At 62.2% G+C, this 18,017-nt stretch carries 16 protein-coding genes; 8 read left to right on the top strand and 8 right to left on the bottom strand.

Features of this window, described 5'->3' with window-relative positions:
- Positions 1-76 precede the first annotated feature (76 nt).
- The 4 genes from D0550_RS32505 (at position 77) to D0550_RS32490 (ending at position 4,904) form a co-directional block, all read left to right on the top strand.
- Positions 77-1,153: an SGNH/GDSL hydrolase family protein gene (locus D0550_RS32505; RefSeq protein ID WP_116813345.1), complete on the top strand. Its 1,077-nt coding sequence runs from the start codon at positions 77-79 to the stop codon at positions 1,151-1,153.
- Positions 1,150-2,562: an MBOAT family O-acyltransferase gene (locus D0550_RS32500; protein ID WP_116813344.1), complete on the top strand. Its 1,413-nt coding sequence runs from the start codon at positions 1,150-1,152 to the stop codon at positions 2,560-2,562. Before D0550_RS32505 ends, D0550_RS32500 begins: the two co-directional genes overlap by 4 nt.
- Positions 2,563-2,683: 121 nt before the next feature.
- On the top strand, positions 2,684-4,276 hold the full coding sequence (locus tag D0550_RS32495; RefSeq protein ID WP_116813343.1) for an acyl-CoA ligase (AMP-forming), exosortase A system-associated: 1,593 nt from the start codon (positions 2,684-2,686) through the stop codon (positions 4,274-4,276).
- A 76-nt stretch (positions 4,277-4,352) separates the two neighbouring features.
- A complete protein-coding gene (locus D0550_RS32490; RefSeq protein ID WP_116813342.1) occupies positions 4,353-4,904 on the top strand; it encodes an arsenate reductase/protein-tyrosine-phosphatase family protein in 552 nt (183 codons plus the stop codon).
- On the opposite strand, the gene D0550_RS32485 is transcribed toward D0550_RS32490, so the two are convergent.
- From D0550_RS32485 to D0550_RS32470, 4 genes are all read right to left on the bottom strand, one after another.
- Entirely contained in the window at positions 4,892-5,605 is a 714-nt protein-coding gene (locus D0550_RS32485; protein WP_161966196.1) for a GDSL-type esterase/lipase family protein, read from the bottom strand. The two genes, D0550_RS32490 and D0550_RS32485, sit on opposite strands and share 13 nt — an antisense overlap.
- Before the next feature lie 215 nt (positions 5,606-5,820).
- Complete coding sequence (locus tag D0550_RS32480) at positions 5,821-6,432, bottom strand: SGNH/GDSL hydrolase family protein (RefSeq protein WP_161966195.1); 612 nt, start codon at positions 6,430-6,432, stop codon at positions 5,821-5,823.
- 192 nt (positions 6,433-6,624) lie between these two features.
- A complete protein-coding gene (locus tag D0550_RS32475) occupies positions 6,625-7,332 on the bottom strand; it encodes a GDSL-type esterase/lipase family protein (protein ID WP_116813339.1) in 708 nt (235 codons plus the stop codon).
- Between the two features lie 43 nt (positions 7,333-7,375).
- The gene (locus D0550_RS32470) at positions 7,376-8,110 is read right to left on the bottom strand and encodes a YdcF family protein (RefSeq protein WP_116813338.1); all 735 of its coding nucleotides are present in this window, start codon (positions 8,108-8,110) and stop codon (positions 7,376-7,378) included.
- Positions 8,111-8,202: 92 nt separating this feature from the next.
- Here D0550_RS32470 and D0550_RS32465 point away from each other — a divergent pair, with 92 nt between their 5' ends.
- Positions 8,203-9,303, top strand: a complete 1,101-nt coding sequence (locus D0550_RS32465; protein WP_116813337.1) for a PQQ-dependent sugar dehydrogenase — start codon at positions 8,203-8,205, stop codon at positions 9,301-9,303.
- A gap of 46 nt (positions 9,304-9,349) precedes the next feature.
- Here the strand turns inward: D0550_RS32465 and D0550_RS32460 are convergent, their stop codons facing one another.
- The 4 genes from D0550_RS32460 to galE form a co-directional block, all read right to left on the bottom strand.
- Positions 9,350-10,687, bottom strand: a complete 1,338-nt coding sequence (locus D0550_RS32460; RefSeq protein ID WP_241520989.1) for a sigma 54-interacting transcriptional regulator — start codon at positions 10,685-10,687, stop codon at positions 9,350-9,352.
- A complete protein-coding gene (locus D0550_RS32455; protein WP_116813335.1) occupies positions 10,656-11,339 on the bottom strand; it encodes a hypothetical protein in 684 nt (227 codons plus the stop codon). Before D0550_RS32455 ends, D0550_RS32460 begins: the two co-directional genes overlap by 32 nt.
- A 6-nt stretch (positions 11,340-11,345) precedes the next feature.
- Entirely contained in the window at positions 11,346-12,797 is a 1,452-nt protein-coding gene (locus D0550_RS32450; protein WP_116813334.1) for a sensor histidine kinase, read from the bottom strand.
- Positions 12,798-12,952: 155 nt separating this feature from the next.
- Positions 12,953-13,948: a UDP-glucose 4-epimerase GalE gene (gene galE / locus D0550_RS32445; protein WP_116813333.1), complete on the bottom strand. Its 996-nt coding sequence runs from the start codon at positions 13,946-13,948 to the stop codon at positions 12,953-12,955.
- Positions 13,949-14,283: 335 nt separating this feature from the next.
- Here galE and D0550_RS36250 point away from each other — a divergent pair, with 335 nt between their 5' ends.
- The 3 genes from D0550_RS36250 to D0550_RS32430 all read left to right on the top strand — a co-directional run bounded on the left by D0550_RS36250 (position 14,284) and on the right by D0550_RS32430 (position 17,757).
- The gene (locus D0550_RS36250) at positions 14,284-15,135 is read left to right on the top strand and encodes a serine/threonine protein kinase (protein WP_422664266.1); all 852 of its coding nucleotides are present in this window, start codon (positions 14,284-14,286) and stop codon (positions 15,133-15,135) included.
- Positions 15,136-15,312: 177 nt separating this feature from the next.
- Positions 15,313-17,097, top strand: coding sequence for a hypothetical protein (locus D0550_RS32435; protein ID WP_153067454.1), 1,785 nt, complete (start codon positions 15,313-15,315; stop codon positions 17,095-17,097).
- A 96-nt stretch (positions 17,098-17,193) separates the two neighbouring features.
- Positions 17,194-17,757, top strand: a complete 564-nt coding sequence (locus D0550_RS32430; RefSeq protein ID WP_116813331.1) for a hypothetical protein — start codon at positions 17,194-17,196, stop codon at positions 17,755-17,757.
- The last annotated feature ends 260 nt before the right edge of the window (positions 17,758-18,017 follow it).

The following is an 18,017-nucleotide window of genomic DNA, read 5'->3' as shown; positions in this document are numbered from 1 at the left end:
GCGGGTTGGGCGGGCGGCCGCGTGATGCAATCTCCAGTCCTGGGCGCCACCGTCGCAGGCCGCCCAGCAGCGGCTCGTGCGCCAGGCGTGTCCCAAGTCGCAGCAGCCGACGGTGGAGGGCGTCATGATCGGCGCCCAGCCGCTGGGACGCGATCTGGGCTCTTTTGCCAGCACCAAAGGGTCGCAGAGTTTATTCATGGTCAGCAGATTGGGTGCGCTCCTGCGCGCCACTGAAACGCGGGTGGTTCTAGCCCTGCTCGGTCTGATTGCGCTAGTGGACGTCAGTCTAAGGCTGGCGGAGCCGCGGCTGTCCGGCAATTTGGCCCATGTCGCCGAGATCCCCAAGCTCATCGCCGCGGCTGGCGAGCCGCAACGACACTCGTTGTTGCTGCTCGGCAATTCTCTGACCAACAACGGTGTCGCAGCGCCGGTCATCAAATCGGCATTCCCGCAGATGAGCATCGCCAAGATAACGCCGGATGCCACCGGGCTGTGGGACTGGCAGTGCTTGTTGGACCATCAACTGATCGAGCGGCGCGAAGTGCAATACGACACCGTCGTGATCGGTTTTGCCTGGCATCTGCTCAGCGACCAGACGCGTAACGATCCCTCCCGGCTCGGCGCCTTGTACTGCCGGATGAGCGATCTGGCGCACCCCGCAGCCATCGGCCTGCAAAGCAGTGGCGACATTGGCGAATTCATCGCGGCCGCGTTGTTGCGCCCCTATGCGTTGCGCGACACCTTGCGCAATCGCTTTTTTCAGCTGGCCGTGCCGAACTACGTGCAATTCACGCAAGCCGACAATGCCGCCGGAGCGGACGCGGCTGAGCCGTCGGAAGGCGCTCATGGAGCTGCGGCCGTGGACGATACCGAATACACCTATCGAACTCTGGCAGGCGTCGTCGACCGCCTGAAGAGCAAGGGCACGCGAGTGATCGTGGTCGCGATGCCGGTGCAATCGACATATGAGATAGATGCGGAGCTGCGTGAGCTGGAGCGCAGCGCGGGGCTGACCGTCATCGACCTGCGCAAGGTCGCAGGCTTGAACAGCTCGCACTATAGCGACCGGATGCACCTCAACCCGGTCGGTCAGCAGATTCTGAGCAAGGTGCTGGCAGCGGACCTGCACGTCGAGCTGGCGAGCGCCACATGATTTTCAACAGTTTCGTTTTCTGGGGCTTCTTCGCCATCGTGCTGGCGCTGTACTGGCGTCTGCCGTGGCGCGGCCAGAACTATCTGCTGCTGGTCGCGGGCTATATCTTTTATGGCTTCTGGGACTGGCGCTATCTGGGCCTGCTCGCGTTCTCGACCATCGTCGACTACTACGTCGGCTACTACCTGGTGCGGGTCGACGATGCCCGCAAGCGCAAGCTGCTCATCACCACTTCGGTGGTGGTGAACCTCACGTTCCTCGGCTTCTTCAAGTATTTCGGTTTCTTCGTCAACGAGATGGCCGCGCTGTTGACCAACCTGGGATTCCAGCCGCATCTGCCGGTGCTGCACATCGTGCTGCCGGTGGGCATCTCGTTCTACACATTCCAGAGCATGGCCTACACCCTCGATATCTATCGCGGCAAGGCCCAGCCGGCGCGCAACCTGCCCGAATTCGCCACCTACGTGGCGTACTTTCCGCCGTTGGTAGCTGGCCCGATCGAGCGCGCCAGCCATCTGTTGCGGCAGCTGCAGAACGAACGGCGCTTGAAGCAGGGCGATTTCGCCGAAGGCCTGTATCACATCCTGATCGGCCTGTTCAAAAAGGTGTTCATTGCCGACAACCTGGCGCCCATTGCCAATCACATCTTCGATACGCCCGCGGTCGACCTCACCGCGACCGAAATGCTGATCGGCACGTACGCGTTCGCGTTCCAGATCTATGGCGATTTCTCCGGCTACTCGTCGATCGCGCAGGGCGTGTCGAAGTGGCTGGGCATCGATCTGTCCTATAACTTCCGCATGCCGTATTTCTCGCGCAGCCCGAGCGAGTTCTGGCAGCGCTGGCACATCAGCTTGTCGCAATGGCTGCGTGACTATCTCTACATCCCGCTGGGCGGCAATCGTCACGGTCCGACGCGCACTCACATCAACCTGCTGCTGACCATGCTGCTCGGCGGTCTGTGGCACGGCGCGAACTGGACCTTTATCGCCTGGGGCGCGTGGCATGGATTGCTGCTCATCGCATATCGGCTGGTGGGCACCGAGCGCTTCGAGAAGCCCGCCAGCCACAAGGCGCTCTCGGTACTGCAGGCGGTGGTGATGTTCAACTTCGTCTGCGTCGGCTGGATTTTCTTCCGGGCCGAGTCGATCTCGCAGGCGTTCGGGCTGATTGGAGCGCTGGGTCACGGATTTGCGGTGACGGATTTTGCACTCTACGCAGGTTCCCTCCTGCTGTTCTTTACGGCGCCGCTGTTCGTGTACGAGTGGCTCGCGTACCGGCGTAACGAGATGCTCCTGGCGCTGTCGCAGCCGGTCTGGCAACGAGTGGCCCTGTATGGGTACTTCATCGCCATGGTGGTCGTGTTCCCGCCGTTGACGCAGCAGGTGTTTATCTACTTCCAGTTCTGAGCTGGTGGGTCGGGTCCTTGAATTTTTTTCAAAACCTGGCGAGCGGCCGGGGCTGATCGCGAAGTAGAATCCTCCGGCCAAGTGGGACTGGCCGCTGAGCAAGGACACTGTCGCCGATCCGATGAACCTGCTGCACGATCTGTTCGATGCCTCTGCCGAGCGCTTCCCGAATAACGAAGCCCTGCGCAGCCGTGGCAACACCGTTACCTATGCGGACTTGCAGCGCCGCTCGCATTCGCTGGCGGGCGCTTTGCGCTCGCACGGCGTAAAGCGGGGCGATCGGGTTGCGGTCTATCTGCAGAATCGCGCCGTCGTGATCGAGACGGCATTGGCCTGCAGCCGTCTGGGGGCCATTTTCGTTCCGGTCAATCCACTGCTGAAGGCGCGCCAGCTCGAATACGTGTTGAATGATGCAGGCGCCGTCGCGCTGATCGCTTCCCAGACGGCCGCCGTGCTGGTGGAGGACTCGATCCCACGGTGTCCGACGATCTCGACGGTGGTGTGGTGTGATGTCTCTCAAGCGCGCACCGATGCGCTGAGATACGACCAATTGATCGCGGGTGATGAGCGCGTGGCCAGCCCGGCGATCGAGAACGATCCTGCCGCCTTGCTGTATACCTCGGGCAGCACCGGACGTCCGAAGGGCGTGATCGTCTCGCATCGCAATCTCGTGGCCGGCGCGCTCACCGTGTCCAGCTATCTCAAGAACGCGTCCTGCGATCGCGTGCTGGTCGCGTTGCCTCTGAGCTTCGACTATGGCTTGAGCCAGGTCACGACCGCTTTTGCGGTCGGCGCGTGTGCGGTTCTCACCAACTTTTCGCTGCCCGCGGCGCTGCTGCAGGAGATGGTCTCCGAACGCATCACTGCGCTCGCTGGCGTGCCGACCATGTGGATGCATCTGGCGACGGCGGAGTGGCCGGCGCCGGTGGTGAAATCATTGCGCTACATCACCAACTCGGGCGGCGCGTTGCCGGTGAGTGTGATCAAGAATCTGCAGTCACGGCTGCCGACTACGCAGGTCTTCTGCATGTACGGGCTGACCGAGGCGTTCCGCTCGACGTATCTCGAGCCTGCGCAGCTCGAGCAGCGTCTGGGCTCGATCGGCAAAGCGATTCCCGGCCAGGAGATTCTGGTGGTCGATGCCGACGGCAAGGAGTGCGAGCCGGGCGAAGTGGGTGAGCTGGTGCACCGTGGCTCGCTGGTGACGCTCGGCTACTGGAACGATCCGCAACTGACCCAGCAGCGCTTCAAGCCCTTGCCGAAGCGTTTGTCACAATTGACGCGCGATGAGATCGCGGTGTGGTCGGGCGATCTGGTGAAGACCGATGCGGACGGGTTTATTTATTTCATCGGCCGCCGCGACAATCTGATCAAGAGCTCGGGTTATCGCATCAGCCCGGGCGAGGTCGAAGAGGTGATTGCCGAACTGCCGGCGGTCGTGGAGTCCGCGGTCGTGGGGCTGCCCGATGATGGACTGGGACAGCGCGTCGTCGTGGCTGTCGTGGTGGGGCCGAATGCGCCGGCTGACATTTCAGAGCGCATTCGCCAGCACTGCCGCATGCAACTGCCGGCGTACATGGTGCCTGCGGAAGTGCATGTGATGTCGCAGCTGCCGCGCAATGCCAACGGCAAGTGCGATCGTGGCGCGCTGGCCGCTGCGCTTGCCCAGAGCAGTGAACAGTCGCCGACGGTGCGCGTCGCCGGTCGCGCTTGACCGAAAGACAATGGTGCGCTTTCGGTCGTTTCATCGCGGGCCCAAATCGCGCATCATGCCGCTGGGTGCCCACTAAATGATCGCTCGACTCTATCAAGCTCTGCGTCGTCGGTTGCGCGCCAAGCGTGCGTTGGCCGCTGCGCGTGATGCTTCGCTCGCTCGCGTCCAGGAAGGCGGCATCAAGCGCGTCCTGGTCGTGTGCTATGGCAACATCTATCGTTCACCGTTTGCCGGGACCAGCTTGCGCCTGTTGCTGCCGGCCGAGATCGAAGTGCGCAGCTCCGGATTTCATCGCGTCGTGGGCCGCTCTTCTCCCGAGCGTCATGTGACCATGAGTCGCGCCAGAAACATCGATCTGTCGACGCATCGGTCGTCCAGGATCAGTGCCGAGGATGTGCAGTGGGCCGATATCATCGTGCTGATGGATCGGCACAACTGGGGCGCGCTGGACGATCTCGGCGCGGATCATTCCAAACTGGTGTGGTTGGGCGCGTTCGGGCCGGGCGGTGTCGAGATTGCCGATCCGTATGAGCTCGATGACGCGCATGCGCAGCGAGTGCTGGATCAGTTGGAGCATGCGAGTCGCGAGCTGGCGACTCGCATCCGTGCGAGCCATCAGGTCATCTGAGAAACAACGTACTTGGTGATCGCCTCGTAGCCCGCGGCGGTGATGTGACTGTTGTCCTTGCGCGTGTATTCGACTTTGCGCGTGCCGTTGCCCGAGGCGAGGGCCCTTTCCAAATCCAGCAGCTTGACGTTGTGCGTCTTGGCATATTCGCGCAACCAGGCATTGAGCGCTTTGATCTCGGTGTTTTTCTCGACGCGGTAATCGGTCTTGCCGCGCACGTTGCCGATGAAGCTCAGCACCTTTTCTTTCATCGTGTCCGGAATCGGAATGGTCAGGTCGGTCGCCAGGATCGGGGTGATGCCGGCGGCGCGGGCCTGCTCGATCATCGCCTCATAGTTTTCCTGTGCTTTCTTTTTAGTGGAGGTCATGTCCTGCGGCTCGGAGCGGACCACATCGTTGCTATGTCCCCAGATGAGCACCGTGTCGGGCTTCAGCTCGATCACATCGCGCTCGAAGCGGGCGCGCACTTCCGAGGTTATCAGGCCGCAGGAGGCCATGTTGATCACGGTATAGCCCGGTAGCGCCGGGGTCTTCCATTCCTGGGCATACGAGGCACCGGTGATGATCAGACTTTTGTTGGCGGAGGCAGGCGCATTGCCATTGATTGAAGCCTGGGCGGGGCAGGCGAGTGAGAACAGCAGACAAATCAGCGCACCGCACAGATCGCGGAGCCGATGCGTTCGAGCCAGCACGTGATACATGGGTTCTCCCTTGAAGCGGCAACGGGGGACTAACGCGAACGCGTAGATTGCGCGTTTGGACCAATGCCAGAGTCGCCTCATGTACTTAATGCATCGCCGCGCTGTGAGGGTATGAGCGACTGCAGCGAGGGATGCTCGCCGACGTCGCGCATGCAGCGCAGGTTCGATCAGCTGGAGAATGAGAGCCGAGCTGGCGGCTCTCATTCGGGCGGGTCTCAGATCAGCTGAGATGCCACATACTTGGCGATCGCGTCGTAGCCCGTAGGACTGACGTGACTGTTGTCGGAGCGCGTGTATTCGACCTTGCGCGTGCCGTTGCCCGAGTCGAGGGCCTTTTCCAGATCCAACAGTTTGATGTTGTGCGCTTTGGCATAGTCGCGCAGCCAGCCGTTCAGCGCTTTGATCTCGGTGTTTTTCTGCACGCGGTAATCGGTCTTGCCGCGCACGCTGCCGATGAAGCTCATCAGCTTTTCTTTCATCGTGTCCGGAATCGGAATGGTGAGCTCGGTCACCAGGATGGGCGTGATACCCGCGGCGCGGGCCTGCTCGATCATGGCCTGATAGTTCTCTTGCGCCTTCCTCTTGGCAGCGGCCATGTTCTCCGGCTTGGCGCGCACCACGTCGTTGTAGTGGCCCCAGATCATCACGGTGTCGGGCTGCAGCGCGATCACATCCCGCTCGAAGCGAGCGCGCAAGTCCGAGCTCTCCTGGCCGCCGATGCCCTTGTTGGTCACGTCATAGCCCGGCAGCTTCGGGTTCTGCCATTCCTGGGCGTACGAGGCGCCAATGAGGACCATTTGTCGGTTGGCGGAGGCAGTCGGATTCATGGGAGCTTGGGTGGCGCAGGCGAGGGAGAAGAGCAGACAGAGCAGCGCGCCCGATAGCGCGCGCAGTCGAAAAATGCGGGGTAGCACGTGAACCATGGGATTGCCATGCAGCTGCAGAGCAGCCGATTATCACGAAGCTCGAGCGCGTCTTTCAACCGATGCCAGCGCTGGCGGCTGGCATCGGCGGCTCCATCAGGTCAGCTGAGAAACCACGAACTTGGTGATTGCGTCGTAGCCTTCGGGGCTGATGTGGCTGTTGTCATCGCGCGTGTATTCGATCTTGCGCGTGCCGTTGCCGGAGTCGAGCGCCGCCTCCAGATCCAGCAGCTGGATGTTCTCGGCCTTGGCGAAGTCGCGCAGCCAGGAATTGAGCGCTTTGATCTCGGTGTTTTTCTGCACGCGATAATCCTCTTTGCCACGCACGCTGCCGATAAAGCTCATCAGCTTTTCTGGCAAGGTGTCGGGAATTGGAATGGTGAGCTCGGTCGCCAGGATGGGGAGGATGCCGGCGGCGCGAGCGTGTTCGATCATCGCCTCATAGTTCTCTTTCGCCTTCCTCTTGGTGACAGCCATGTGCTCCGGCTTGGAGCGAACCACGTCGTTGCTGTGACCCCAGATGAGCACTGTGTGAGGCTTCAGTTCGATCACATCGCGCACGAAGCGGGCCAGCACATCCGAGGTTCTCTGGCCGCACACGCCCTGGTTGGTCACGGAATAGCCGGGCAGCTCCGGGGTCTCCCATTCCTGCACGTACGACGCGCCAATGATGACCAGCGGTTTGTTGCCGGAGGCGGGCGTATTCATGGAAGCCTGGACGGAGCAGGCGAGGGAGAACAGCAGGCCGATCAGCAGGCCGCGCAGAGGGCGACCGCGATGGGTGCGGGCGGGTACTTGGTCCATTCGAATCTACCTTGAAGCAAAAAAACGGCCGATTATGGCGAAGTTAGATTGCACCTTTCAGCCGATACCACAGCATTCCTACGTATTCGTGCACCGCGAGGTCCGAGGTCATGAGCGACTGCGGCGAGGGATGCTCGTCGGCGTCGCGCCAATCCTTCGGTCCTTGATAGTCGGTGGGCACGGGTACGGGATGCAGGCCTTGCTTATGTAACACCGCCAGCGAGCGCCGGAGGTGTCCGGCGGAGGTGATGAGGAAAAACGGCTCCCGCAGCATGGACTGCAGGTTCTGCGCGCTGTCGGCGGTCGTGAGCGAGTCGGTTTCGAGGATCAGCCGTTCCTTCGGCAAGCCGAGCGCAATCAAGGATTCGCCCATGATCTTGGCCGCGGTGGGCTCGCCGGAGACGATTACGTCGCACGCGTTGCAGCCGCGATGTTGCAGTTGCAAGGCCATCATCACGCGATACGCCGACGCCCAGTTCATTCGTCCGGTGAGCGGCATATCCGGATCGTCGGCGGCGTAGCCGGTCAGCACCACGATGTGCTTGATGCCCTGATGGGGGCGCGTTTCGTGGATGGCCGGGTACTCATACTCGAGTGGGCTGAGCAGCGCCGTCGCGACGCTACCGGTCGAGAACACCATGGTGATGGCGCCGGAGACGGCCAGCAGCGCCCAGGAGAGCTTGCGCCAGCGCTGCTTGAGGGCAGCGAGCAGGCCTAGCGCGAACAATAGGTACGCGAGTCCCGAAGGAACCAGCATTGCACCGATGATTGACGCCATAATCGTGTTTTTGGTGATAGAGGCGGCGGGAGTCTATGCCAGCAGTGGAGGCAAAGCCTAAAGGCTCAGGTATCCGGGCGGGAACCGTCCTGATGTTCGTATTGGCGTCCGGCGCCGTTTGTGCCGACACCGCGCGGGTGTTCGATACCGAATTGCATAAGGTGCGTGTGACAACTGTCGCCACCGGACTGGAACATCCCTGGAGCGTGGCATTCCTGCCGGATGGGAAGTTCCTGGTCACGGAGCGACCCGGGCGCCTGCGCATCATCGATGCGAAGGGGAATGTTTCAGCGCCATTGCAGGGAGTGCCCAAGGTGGCAGCGGCCGGGCAGGGCGGTCTGCTCGATGTGGTGCTCGCGCCGGATTTCGCTCAGTCCCGCCGGATCTACTTTTCGTATGCCGAACCCCGCGACGGAGGCAATGGCGCGTCCGTGGCGCGGGCCAAGTTGGGCTCTACTGGGTTGAGCGACGTCGAGGTGATCTTTCGTCAGCTGCCGGCCGTCGAGAGCCAGGGGCACCTTGGCTCCCGATTGGTGTTTGCACGCGATGGTTCGTTGTTCGTGACATTGGGCGAGCGGCAGCTGAAGCACTTCGCGGTTCGAGCGCAGGATCTGGAAACGCATTTCGGCAAGATCGTGCATTTGCAGCCGGACGGCGGCGCCGCACCGGACAATCCGTTTCTTTTGGTGCCAGGGGCACAGCCTGAGATCTGGTCGTACGGCCATCGCAACGTGCAGGGCGCGGCCTTACATCCGGACACGGGTGAATTGTGGACCACGGAGCACGGGCCGAAGGGCGGCGATGAGTTGAATCGTGTGAAGCCGGGAGCGAACTACGGCTGGCCGCTGGTGACGTATGGGATTGCTTATAACGGCGACAAGGTCGGCGTCGGTCAGGAGCGGGTCGGCATCGAGCCGCCGGTGTATTACTGGGTGCCGTCGATCGCGACCTCGGGTCTGACGTTTTATACCGGCGATCGCTTTCCGAAATGGCACGGGCAATTGTTTGCCGGTGGCTTGTACGGCATGGTCGTGCGACTGCAGTTGGAAGGCGAGAAGGTCGTCAAGGAGGAGCGCATCCTCACGCAGTTGAAGCAGCGGATTCGTGACGTGAGAACCGGGCCGGATGGGTTGTTGTATGTGCTCACGGACAGCCCGAAAGGAGAGCTGATATCCGTGGCCCCGGCGGAGTGAGAACTGAAGGAAAAAGGGGCTGCCGTGCAAGCAGCCCCTTGGGACTCTAGCGCTGCTTGAAATCTTCCGGCGTCAGCTGATGACGCGCGAGCAGCTTATAAAAGTCCGTGCGGTTGCGCTTCGCCAGGCGTGCCGCCTGACTCACGTTGCCGCCGGTGATCTGCAGAATCTGCGACAGATAGTTGCGGGTGAACTCATCGCGCGCCTCGTCGAACGAGGGCAGGCGAGTCGGACCGCCACCGAGCGCAGCCTGCACCAGCTCCGCGCTGATGATCGGGCTGGTAGCCAGCGCGACGTTCTGGCGAACCACGTTCTCCAGCTGACGCACGTTGCCCGGCCAATCCGCGCTGACCAGCAATTCAACTGCTTCCGGCGCGTAGATGTGACGTTGCTCGCCTGTCTCCTGTGCAACCTTCTCCAGGAAGTGCGACACCAGCAGCGGCACGTCCTCGCGACGCTTCGCAAGCGACGGCATTTCGATGTGCACGACGTTCAAGCGGTAGTACAGATCCTCGCGGAAGTGACCGCCCATGATCAGTTGTTTCAGATCGCGGTGAGTCGCCGAGATGATGCGGACGTTGACCGTCGTGGCGTCGGTGCTGCCCACCGGGCGGACCTGATTTTCCTGCAGGACGCGCAGCAGCTTCACTTGTAGACGCATCGGCATGTCGCCGATCTCATCGAGCAGCAGCGTGCCGCCATCGGCTGCCTGGAACAGGCCGCGGTGCTCGCGGATGGCGCCGGTGAACGCGCCTTTGACGTGACCGAACAGCTCGCTTTCGAGCAGATTCTCCGCCATGGCGCTGCAGTTGATGGCAACGAACGGGCGGTTACGACGCGGGCTGGCCTTGTGAATGGCGCGCGCCAGCAGTTCTTTGCCGGTGCCGCTTTCGCCCGTGATCATGACGCGGGCGTCGGTGCCGGCGACCATGTGGGCCTGCGCCATGCGCTCTTCCATCACGGCGCTGCGAGTGATGATTTCACTGCGCCAGTCTTCGGTCGTATCGGCGAAGCCGGACACCTTCAGGGCCTTCTGCACCTGATCGAGCAGTTCCTGCTTGTCGACCGGTTTGGTGAGGAACGCGAACGCGCCGCTCTGAGTCGCCTGGACCGCATCTGGAATCGTGCCGTGGGCGGTGAGGATGATGACGCGCAGGCCGGGGGCGCGGCTCTGAATTTCTTTCAACAACCCGATGCCATCCATCTGGTCCATGCGCAGATCGGTGATCACCAGATCCGGCCGGACCCGAGCCAGCGCGGCGAGCGCGGCGGCGGCGCTTTCTACCGCGTCGACTTCGTAATTTTCGGCGCGCAGACGAATCGTGAGCAGCCGAAGCAGCCCAGGATCGTCATCAACGACTAGCAGGCGGGCTTTGCGTTTCACTTGGGGTGGCATCGCGATTGCCAGGGGCCGTGGGACTGCGTTCAATGATAGACCTCTCGATTTCTTTGATCGCGTCCAGCTTCTGCTGGGCTTCAGCGAGAGCACGGCGCAGACGTGCGTTCTCTTCGATCTGCGCCTGAATGCGCTTATCTGAGTTTGCCTGCGACCGACTGCGGTCGTCGAGTGTCGCAAGCAAACGACGATTTTCCGCCTCAAGTTTCAATCTAACATCGGTTTCATGCAGCAAAACCGCGGTCAGCGTGCGTTCGTCCTGCGTGAGCCGTTCCGGTGTGGCCAGCAGCGTTTCCAGCAAACGTTTGCCCTCGGAGGGACTACTGGCTGGGTGGCCGGGGGTCACCAATGCAACGGCATATCGCAGCGTGCTCGCCGTGGTCGGAGCGCGGGTATATTCACGCTCGACTTCATAAAACAAATCGGCCTGGCGCGCCGGATCCGGCGTGCTCAGGCTATTCATGATGTCGAGATAGGCCGGCATGTTGCCGCTCAACGGCGCGGGTGCCAGCGGCGCGCTCGACGCCGCGGAGTTGGCCTCCGATTTGCGGCGTAATTGTTCGGCGATCTCGCAGCCCTGCAACAGCAGCGCCACGGCACACACGGACAGCAGCCTCAGGGTGTGTTTGATTTTCATCATGCGCCGCTACGCCGGCTCGCCTTCGAGCGCGGGCGCCAGAGGCAGGCGGACGCGGAAATGGGCGCCAGGAAACATGCCATCGAGGATTTCGATGGAGCCGCCGTGAGCCTGGATGAACTCCGAGACCACCGACAGGCCGATGCCAGTGCCTTTGAGATGGCCGGAGACCGGCGCGCTGCCCGAATAGAACGCATCGAAAATCGCGGAGCGCTCGTCCTTGGAAATGCCGGGTCCGGTATCGGCCACATCGAGCACCAGTTGATCCTTGTCCGCTTTGGCATGAATGAAAATGGTCCCGCCCCGGGGGCTGTATTTGAGCGCGTTCGACAGCAGGTTATCCAGAATCAACTTCAGCTTGGCCCGGTCCGCTCGCAGCTCGATATCTTGTACTTTCAGGTCCAGGTGCACCCGCTGCGCGAGCAGCGTCAGCTGATGCGTTTCCAGGGCCGATTTGATCAGCGGCCGCAGCCGGAACTCGGAGATCTCCAGCCCCGAGTGTCGTGCCTGCCAGGCGCTGAACTCCAGCAGATTCTCGATCAGCTGCTGCAGCTTGATGCCATTGTCGCGCAGAATGGTGGTGACCTCCCGCTGCGCGCTGTCCAGCTCACCGACCGCGCCATCCATCAGCAGTTCCGTGCCCTCGCGAATACTGGCAAGCGGTGTCTTCAACTCATGCGACATATGTCGCAGGAATCGATTGCGCTCCTGCGCCAGTTCCAGCAAACGCACGCGTAGCCACTCCAGCTGCCGGCCGAGATTCACCAGGTCCACCGGGCCCCGGACCGCGATCGACCTGGAGAACGTGCCCTTGCCGAGCTGGCTGATCGCCAGGTCGATCTGGCGGATCGGCCGCATCAGCAGGAATGTAAACACGCCCACCAGCATCGCGGTCAGCAGGATCAATACTGCCGACTGCCAGAACAGATATTTCTGCGTATCGGCCGTCGACTGCTGCAGCCGGGACAGACCGGTCTCGACCTGTTCGCCGGTGGCCGCCGACAGCGCGAATGCTGCCTGCCACATGGGCTGGATGGAATCCACGGCGTCGCGAATCACTTCCGGCGACGGCGCCGGCGACTGCAGGGCCGCGTCGATGCGCCGGAGCGAAGTACGAATGGCTCGCAGCTGTACCGCGTGCTCCTGATCGACGGCGACCGTCTCGATGCTGGAGAGCGTCGCGAGCAGCCGTTCGCGGCTATCCCCATACACCTCCAGCAGCCCCGGATCGTTCAGCACCTGATATAGCTTGGCGCTGCGCTCGATGGGCGCGATCTGCTGAAACAGCTGCTGGGTGTAGTGCGTGGTCTGCACGCCGCTGCGGACCAGGGTTGCGCTTGCCTCCGACAGGTTGCGCACCTTGGTCGCGGCAATGACCACCCCCAGCAACAGCGGGATGGAAACCAGCGCGAAACCGGTCAGCATCAGGCTGTTCAGTGAGCTCGGGCGAGGCAGACGCATGGTGGCGGATTCTAGCGCTCGGATTGCCCGCGATGCGCGGGATGTGCAGCGAAAGGAGATGGCATCCGTGTCATTGCCGGGGCGATCTCAGGGGCGACTGCAGGGCCGGTCTCATGCCAGCTTCAGCGGTCGCCCCACGGGAGCGCATCCGGCCGTTAGTTTTTCTGCAGACCGGGGTCCAGTTGCAGGCGCCGTTCCCAGGCCAGCTGCGAGCGGACGATGGCTTCGAGATCGTCATGCTGCGGCACCCAGCCGAGCACTTCGCGCACCCGCTGGGCGCGGGCGATGAGCGACGGCGGATCGCCGGCCCGGCGCGGCTCCTCGATGGTCTTCAGCGGCTGGCCGGTCACACGATTCATGGTCGAGATCATCTCGCGGACGCTGTAACCATGGCCATAGCCGCAGTTCAGGGTCACGGACGTGCCATTGGCGCGCAGGTAATCGAGCGCTTTCAAATGGGCGCTGGCCAGGTCTTCGACGTGGATGTAGTCGCGCACCCCGGTGCCATCGGCGGTCGGATAGTCGGTACCGAAGATGGAAATGTGCGGACGTTTGCCCACTGCGGCTTCAGCCGCCACCTTGGTGAGCAGCGTCGCCTTGATGGTCGACTGACCGATGCGCTCGCCCGGATCGCAACCGGCGACGTTGAAATAGCGCAGCACCACATAGCGCAGCGGCGTGGCCGCGGCCAGATCGCGCAACATCCATTCGCTCATCAGCTTCGAGGTGCCGTAGGGATTGATCGGTTGCGTCGGGCTGTCTTCCGAGGCGACACCGCCTTCGGGGATGCCATACACGGCGGCGGTGGAGGAGAACACAAAATGTTTGACGCCGGCTTCCTGACTGGCCTGTAACAGGTTGCGCGTCGAGCAAGTGTTATTGCCGTAGTACTTCAGCGGATTGGACACCGACTCTGGAACGATGGTGTGAGCCGCGAAGTGCATGATGGTTTCGACGCGATGCTCGCGCAGGATGCGGCTGACCAGCTCGCGATCGCCGGTATCGCCCACCACCAGCTCGCCATGCAACACCGCCGAGCGGAAGCCCGTGGACAGATTGTCCAGCACCACGACCTTTTCCTGGCGTTCGCCAAGCTGCCGAACCACGTGACTGCCGATGTAGCCGGCGCCGCCGGTGACGAGGATGGTCATAGGTGATGTTGATCCAATGAAAAGAACGTCCGGGCGATTCTAGCAGCTGTGCTCCACGAAGTAGCTCACAGTAGGTCATTCATGGGCACGCGTCGCTCGAACCCGACAGCAAGACAATCTGCAATGGACTTCAGTCACTGCTGCCGGTCACCATTGGCACCGCGAGAGTGCATCAGTACCGACTTTCATGCCCAGACCCGATCCGCATCCGTACGACCGTTTGACGCCCGACGTGATCATTGCCGCCGTGGAAATCGCTTTGGCCGCGATTTCCCGACCGCCGCATCCTGNCACTGGCACTGAATAGTTACGAGAATCGTGTCTATCAGGTGGGCATGGAGCAGGGCGCGCCGCTGATCGTGAAATTCTATCGGCCCGGCCGCTGGTCCGATGCCGCAATCCATGAGGAGCATGGCTTTGCGCTGGAGTTGGCCGCGGCCGAAGTACCGGTGGTGCCGCCAATGGTGCGCGACGGGCACACGCTGTTCGAATACGAGGGCTTTCGTTTCGCGCTGTTCGAGCGCCGCGGCGGGCGTTGGCCGGAACTTGGCACGGCCACCGAGCGTGAATGGATGGGACGGTTTCTCGGACGCATTCATATGGTCGGCCGGCGGCAGCGCTTTCGTCATCGCGAGCGCGTCGACATCGAGCGCATGGGCGAGCAATCGCGTGAGTTCCTGCTCGACAATGGCTGGATCCCGGCGCATCTGGAAACTGCCTATGAGTCATTGACCGGCGATCTGCTCGACGCAGTGAGTGAAACATTTGATAGCGCGCGCGGCATGGCGGAGCTGCGCCTGCATGGCGATTGTCATCGGGGCAACGTGCTGTGGACTGACGAAGGGCCGCACTTCGTGGACCTCGATGACTGTATGACCGGGCCGGCCATCCAGGATCTGTGGATGCTGCTGTCCGGCAACCGCAATGACATGGGGGAGCAGTTGTCACAACTGCTAGAAGGGTATGCGCAGTTCTCCGATTTCGACTATCGCGAATTGGTGCTGGTGGAGAGCCTGCGCACGTTACGCATGATTCACTATTCGGCCTGGCTGGCGCGGCGCTGGTCCGACCCAGCCTTTCCCGCCGCGTTTCCCTGGTTCGTCGAGCCGCGCTACTGGGAGAACCAAGTGCTGTCGCTGCGCGAACAGCTGGCTGCGATCGCCGAGGGGCCGCTCGATCTGCGCTGAACGTCTGCTGAATGGCACTGCGTGTCGCATCGTGATGCGACACAGGTGCGCGGTTGCGTCAATCGGGAATGCGAACGCGTCGACTTTTTGCAGTCCGGACGCTGTGATAGCGTCCCGCGCCAGAGGGCAGCGCGTGTGCTCATCCGGGCACGAGTCCATCGCCGTTACGGATATTTTTTGAGCATCGCAAACATCGCCCGTCAGGGGCGCTCGGGAATCGAACCAATGCCGCAGGAATTCTCCCGTCTCGCTCGCTTGTTCGCCACGCTGGCCGGGTTCACCGCGCTAGCCTCATGCGGCGGCGGCGGGGGCTACGACCCTGGCGCAGGAAACGGTGGCGGCAACAATGGCGGCGGCAATGGCGCCAGAGTCACGGTCAGCGGCAAGATCACGTTCGACCGCCTGGTGTTCTCCAGCACGCTCGGCGCGGGTCTGAATCCGAACAATCCGGTGGAGTCGCCGGCGCGTGAAATCGTCGTGCAGGCAGTATTTGGCGGCTCCGTGGCCACGACGACTACCGACGCCAATGGCGATTTCTCGTTCTCGGTCCCCGCGAACACCAACATGTTCATCCGTGCGCGTGCCGAGATGATAAAAAGCGGCAGCGCGCCGACGTGGACATTCGCGGTTCGTGACAACACCGAGGGCGATGCGGTCTACGTGTTGGACGGCGCCACCTTCAACAGCGGCACCACCGCCGTGACTCGCAATCTGAAAGCCCCGTCGGATTGGAATGGCAGCGGTTACAACGCCGGCCGCCGCGCCGCGCCGTTCGCCATTCTCGATACCGTGTATCAGGCCAAACAGCTCATCCTCGGCGCCAATTCAACCGCGCAGTTTCCACCGCTGAATCTGTATTGGAGCGAGGACAACAAGGCGGCCACGCCGTTCTGTCCCGATACTGGCGACATCATCACGTCCTTCTACGGTGTCGGCCAGATCGACGAGTGCACGGATCCGGGCCGCCCCGTGCCGGATGGCATTTATATTCTTGGCTTCTACGGCAGCGGCAATGGCGATACGGATGAGTACGACGCTCATGTGATCGCACATGAATTCGGTCATTACTTTGAAGACCAGTTCAGCCGTTCGGATTCCATCGGGGGGCAGCACGGCCTCGGCGACCGTCTGGATCTGCGCGTCGCCTTCGGCGAAGGCTGGGGTAATGCGTTCGGTTCGATGGCTTTGAACGATCCGCAGTACCGCGATTCTACGCGGGGCATCAGCGGGGACTTCGGCTTCAATCTCGAAAGCGACCCGGTCGTGAACCCGGGCTGGTTCTCGGAAGCTTCGGTCGGCCAGTTCCTGTGGGATGTGTTCGACTCGGGCACCGAACCCGGCGATACCGTCGCGCTGGGCTTCACGCCGATCTACACGGTGATGACCTTGGATCAAGTCAATACCGACGCGATGACGAGCATCTACTCGTTCGCCTCGGCGCTGCGCACGCGCAATGCGGGTTCGGCAGCGGGCATCGCCGGCCTGCTCAGCGCTCAGCGTATCGCCAGCAACCCGGACGCCTTTGGCGCAGGAGAGACCAACAATGGCGGCGATCCCCGTGCGTTGCCGGTTTACGGGGAGCTCGTGCTGAATCAGCCGCAGACCGGCGTCTGCAGCAGTTCCGTCGCGGGCAGCAAGGATGCGATCACCGATGGCATTCCGAACAAGCTGGGCAATCACCGGTTCTTCCGCTTCGTGAACGATGCCCCCCGGCTGGTGACCATCCAGGCTCAGGGGGCGACGGCTACGGTCGGCACGGTGGCGGCGACCGATCCGGACATCTATGTGTTCCGGCGCGGTGAAGCTGCGTTGCCGCCCGGCGTCAGCTCGAACGCTGGCGTTGAAACGATTTCAGGGCAGCAGTTGCCGGCGGGAACTTACGTCATCGACGTGTTCGACTACGCGCTCACGGGTACCAATCAACCCCCGCGCTGCATGACCGTAAGCGTCACCGGTAGCTGATAACAAATGATTGACGGGCGGTGTGTTCGAGCGCGTCATAATAGAGGCATGAACAGGATGAACCTTTCACCACGGCGTTTGCTGGTTTGTTGGCCGATGGCCACGCTCGTTCTGCTGGGAGCCTGCAGTTCCGAACCCGAGCCGGAAGCGGCCGTGCCGGCGGCGCCTGCGGCGACCAAGCCGACGGTAGCGGCGGCACCCAAGGATGAGACGGCTAATTTCGCCAGAGCGGTCGGTGACGGCAAGCCGGGTGCGGCGGTCAACATCCGCTACGAGTTCAGCGGCAAGCCGACCCTCGGCGTGCCCACCGAGCTCGATGTGGCTTTCATTCCCAGCGCCGGCGTCGACTCCATGGAGGCGAAGCTCAGCGGCATGGATGGCATCACGCTCGCTGGCAACCTGATCGCCAGTTTCAGTGCGGTGGAGGCGGGCAAGCCCTACCGACACACGATCTCGGTGCTGCCGGATCGCACCGGCGTGTTCTACATCACCGCGTCGGTGAACACCCAGATCGCCGGCTCGGCGTTGAACCGTACCTTCTCGATCCCGTTCGTCGTCGGTCAGCCGAGCGTGCAACAGAAGCCTGCGCCGGCCAAGGACGATCAGGGCGAGTCCGTCAAATCGATGCCGGCCGAAGAAAGCACCGAGCCCAAGCAGTAACTAGGGCCTGTTAACACTCATTGGGTGGGCTGCGACGAGCTATTGGGGTTCAGGGCTAGGCGGGACGACCGCCGTGTGCTCTCTGCACATAAGGGAGGAGCAACGACGTCCTGAACCCCAATAGCTCGTCCCATCAAAGGATATTTATTCATTGAATGGGTTGCGCCTCCAATCGCCTGCCGCTGCGTTACAAAGCTTGCCCGTATCGACATACGGGCTGCGCTTTGCGCCTTGCTGCAGGCGATTGGAGGCGCAACGCA

The sequence above is a fragment of the Steroidobacter cummioxidans genome, assembly GCF_003104955.1.
This window is presented reverse-complemented; position numbering and strand designations above follow the sequence as displayed.

What these genes read in the sequence shown, in the direction of transcription:
- D0550_RS36250 (WP_422664266.1), top strand. Translation starts at nt 14,284, where the DNA reads ATGGAGCAGGGCGCGCCGCTGATCGTGAAATTCTATCGGCCCGGCCGC.
- D0550_RS32500 (WP_116813344.1), top strand. Translation starts at nt 1,150, where the DNA reads ATGATTTTCAACAGTTTCGTTTTCTGGGGCTTCTTCGCCATCGTGCTG.
- D0550_RS32450 (WP_116813334.1), bottom strand. Translation starts at nt 12,797, where the DNA reads ATGCGTCTGCCTCGCCCGAGCTCACTGAACAGCCTGATGCTGACCGGT.
- D0550_RS32470 (WP_116813338.1), bottom strand. Translation starts at nt 8,110, where the DNA reads ATGGCGTCAATCATCGGTGCAATGCTGGTTCCTTCGGGACTCGCGTAC.
- D0550_RS32430 (WP_116813331.1), top strand. Translation starts at nt 17,194, where the DNA reads ATGGCCACGCTCGTTCTGCTGGGAGCCTGCAGTTCCGAACCCGAGCCG.
- D0550_RS32465 (WP_116813337.1), top strand. Translation starts at nt 8,203, where the DNA reads ATGTTCGTATTGGCGTCCGGCGCCGTTTGTGCCGACACCGCGCGGGTG.
- galE (WP_116813333.1), bottom strand. Translation starts at nt 13,948, where the DNA reads ATGACCATCCTCGTCACCGGCGGCGCCGGCTACATCGGCAGTCACGTG.
- D0550_RS32490 (WP_116813342.1), top strand. Translation starts at nt 4,353, where the DNA reads ATGATCGCTCGACTCTATCAAGCTCTGCGTCGTCGGTTGCGCGCCAAG.
- D0550_RS32485 (WP_161966196.1), bottom strand. Translation starts at nt 5,605, where the DNA reads ATGTATCACGTGCTGGCTCGAACGCATCGGCTCCGCGATCTGTGCGGT.
- D0550_RS32495 (WP_116813343.1), top strand. Translation starts at nt 2,684, where the DNA reads ATGAACCTGCTGCACGATCTGTTCGATGCCTCTGCCGAGCGCTTCCCG.
- D0550_RS32455 (WP_116813335.1), bottom strand. Translation starts at nt 11,339, where the DNA reads ATGATGAAAATCAAACACACCCTGAGGCTGCTGTCCGTGTGTGCCGTG.
- D0550_RS32480 (WP_161966195.1), bottom strand. Translation starts at nt 6,432, where the DNA reads ATGAATCCGACTGCCTCCGCCAACCGACAAATGGTCCTCATTGGCGCC.
- D0550_RS32475 (WP_116813339.1), bottom strand. Translation starts at nt 7,332, where the DNA reads ATGGACCAAGTACCCGCCCGCACCCATCGCGGTCGCCCTCTGCGCGGC.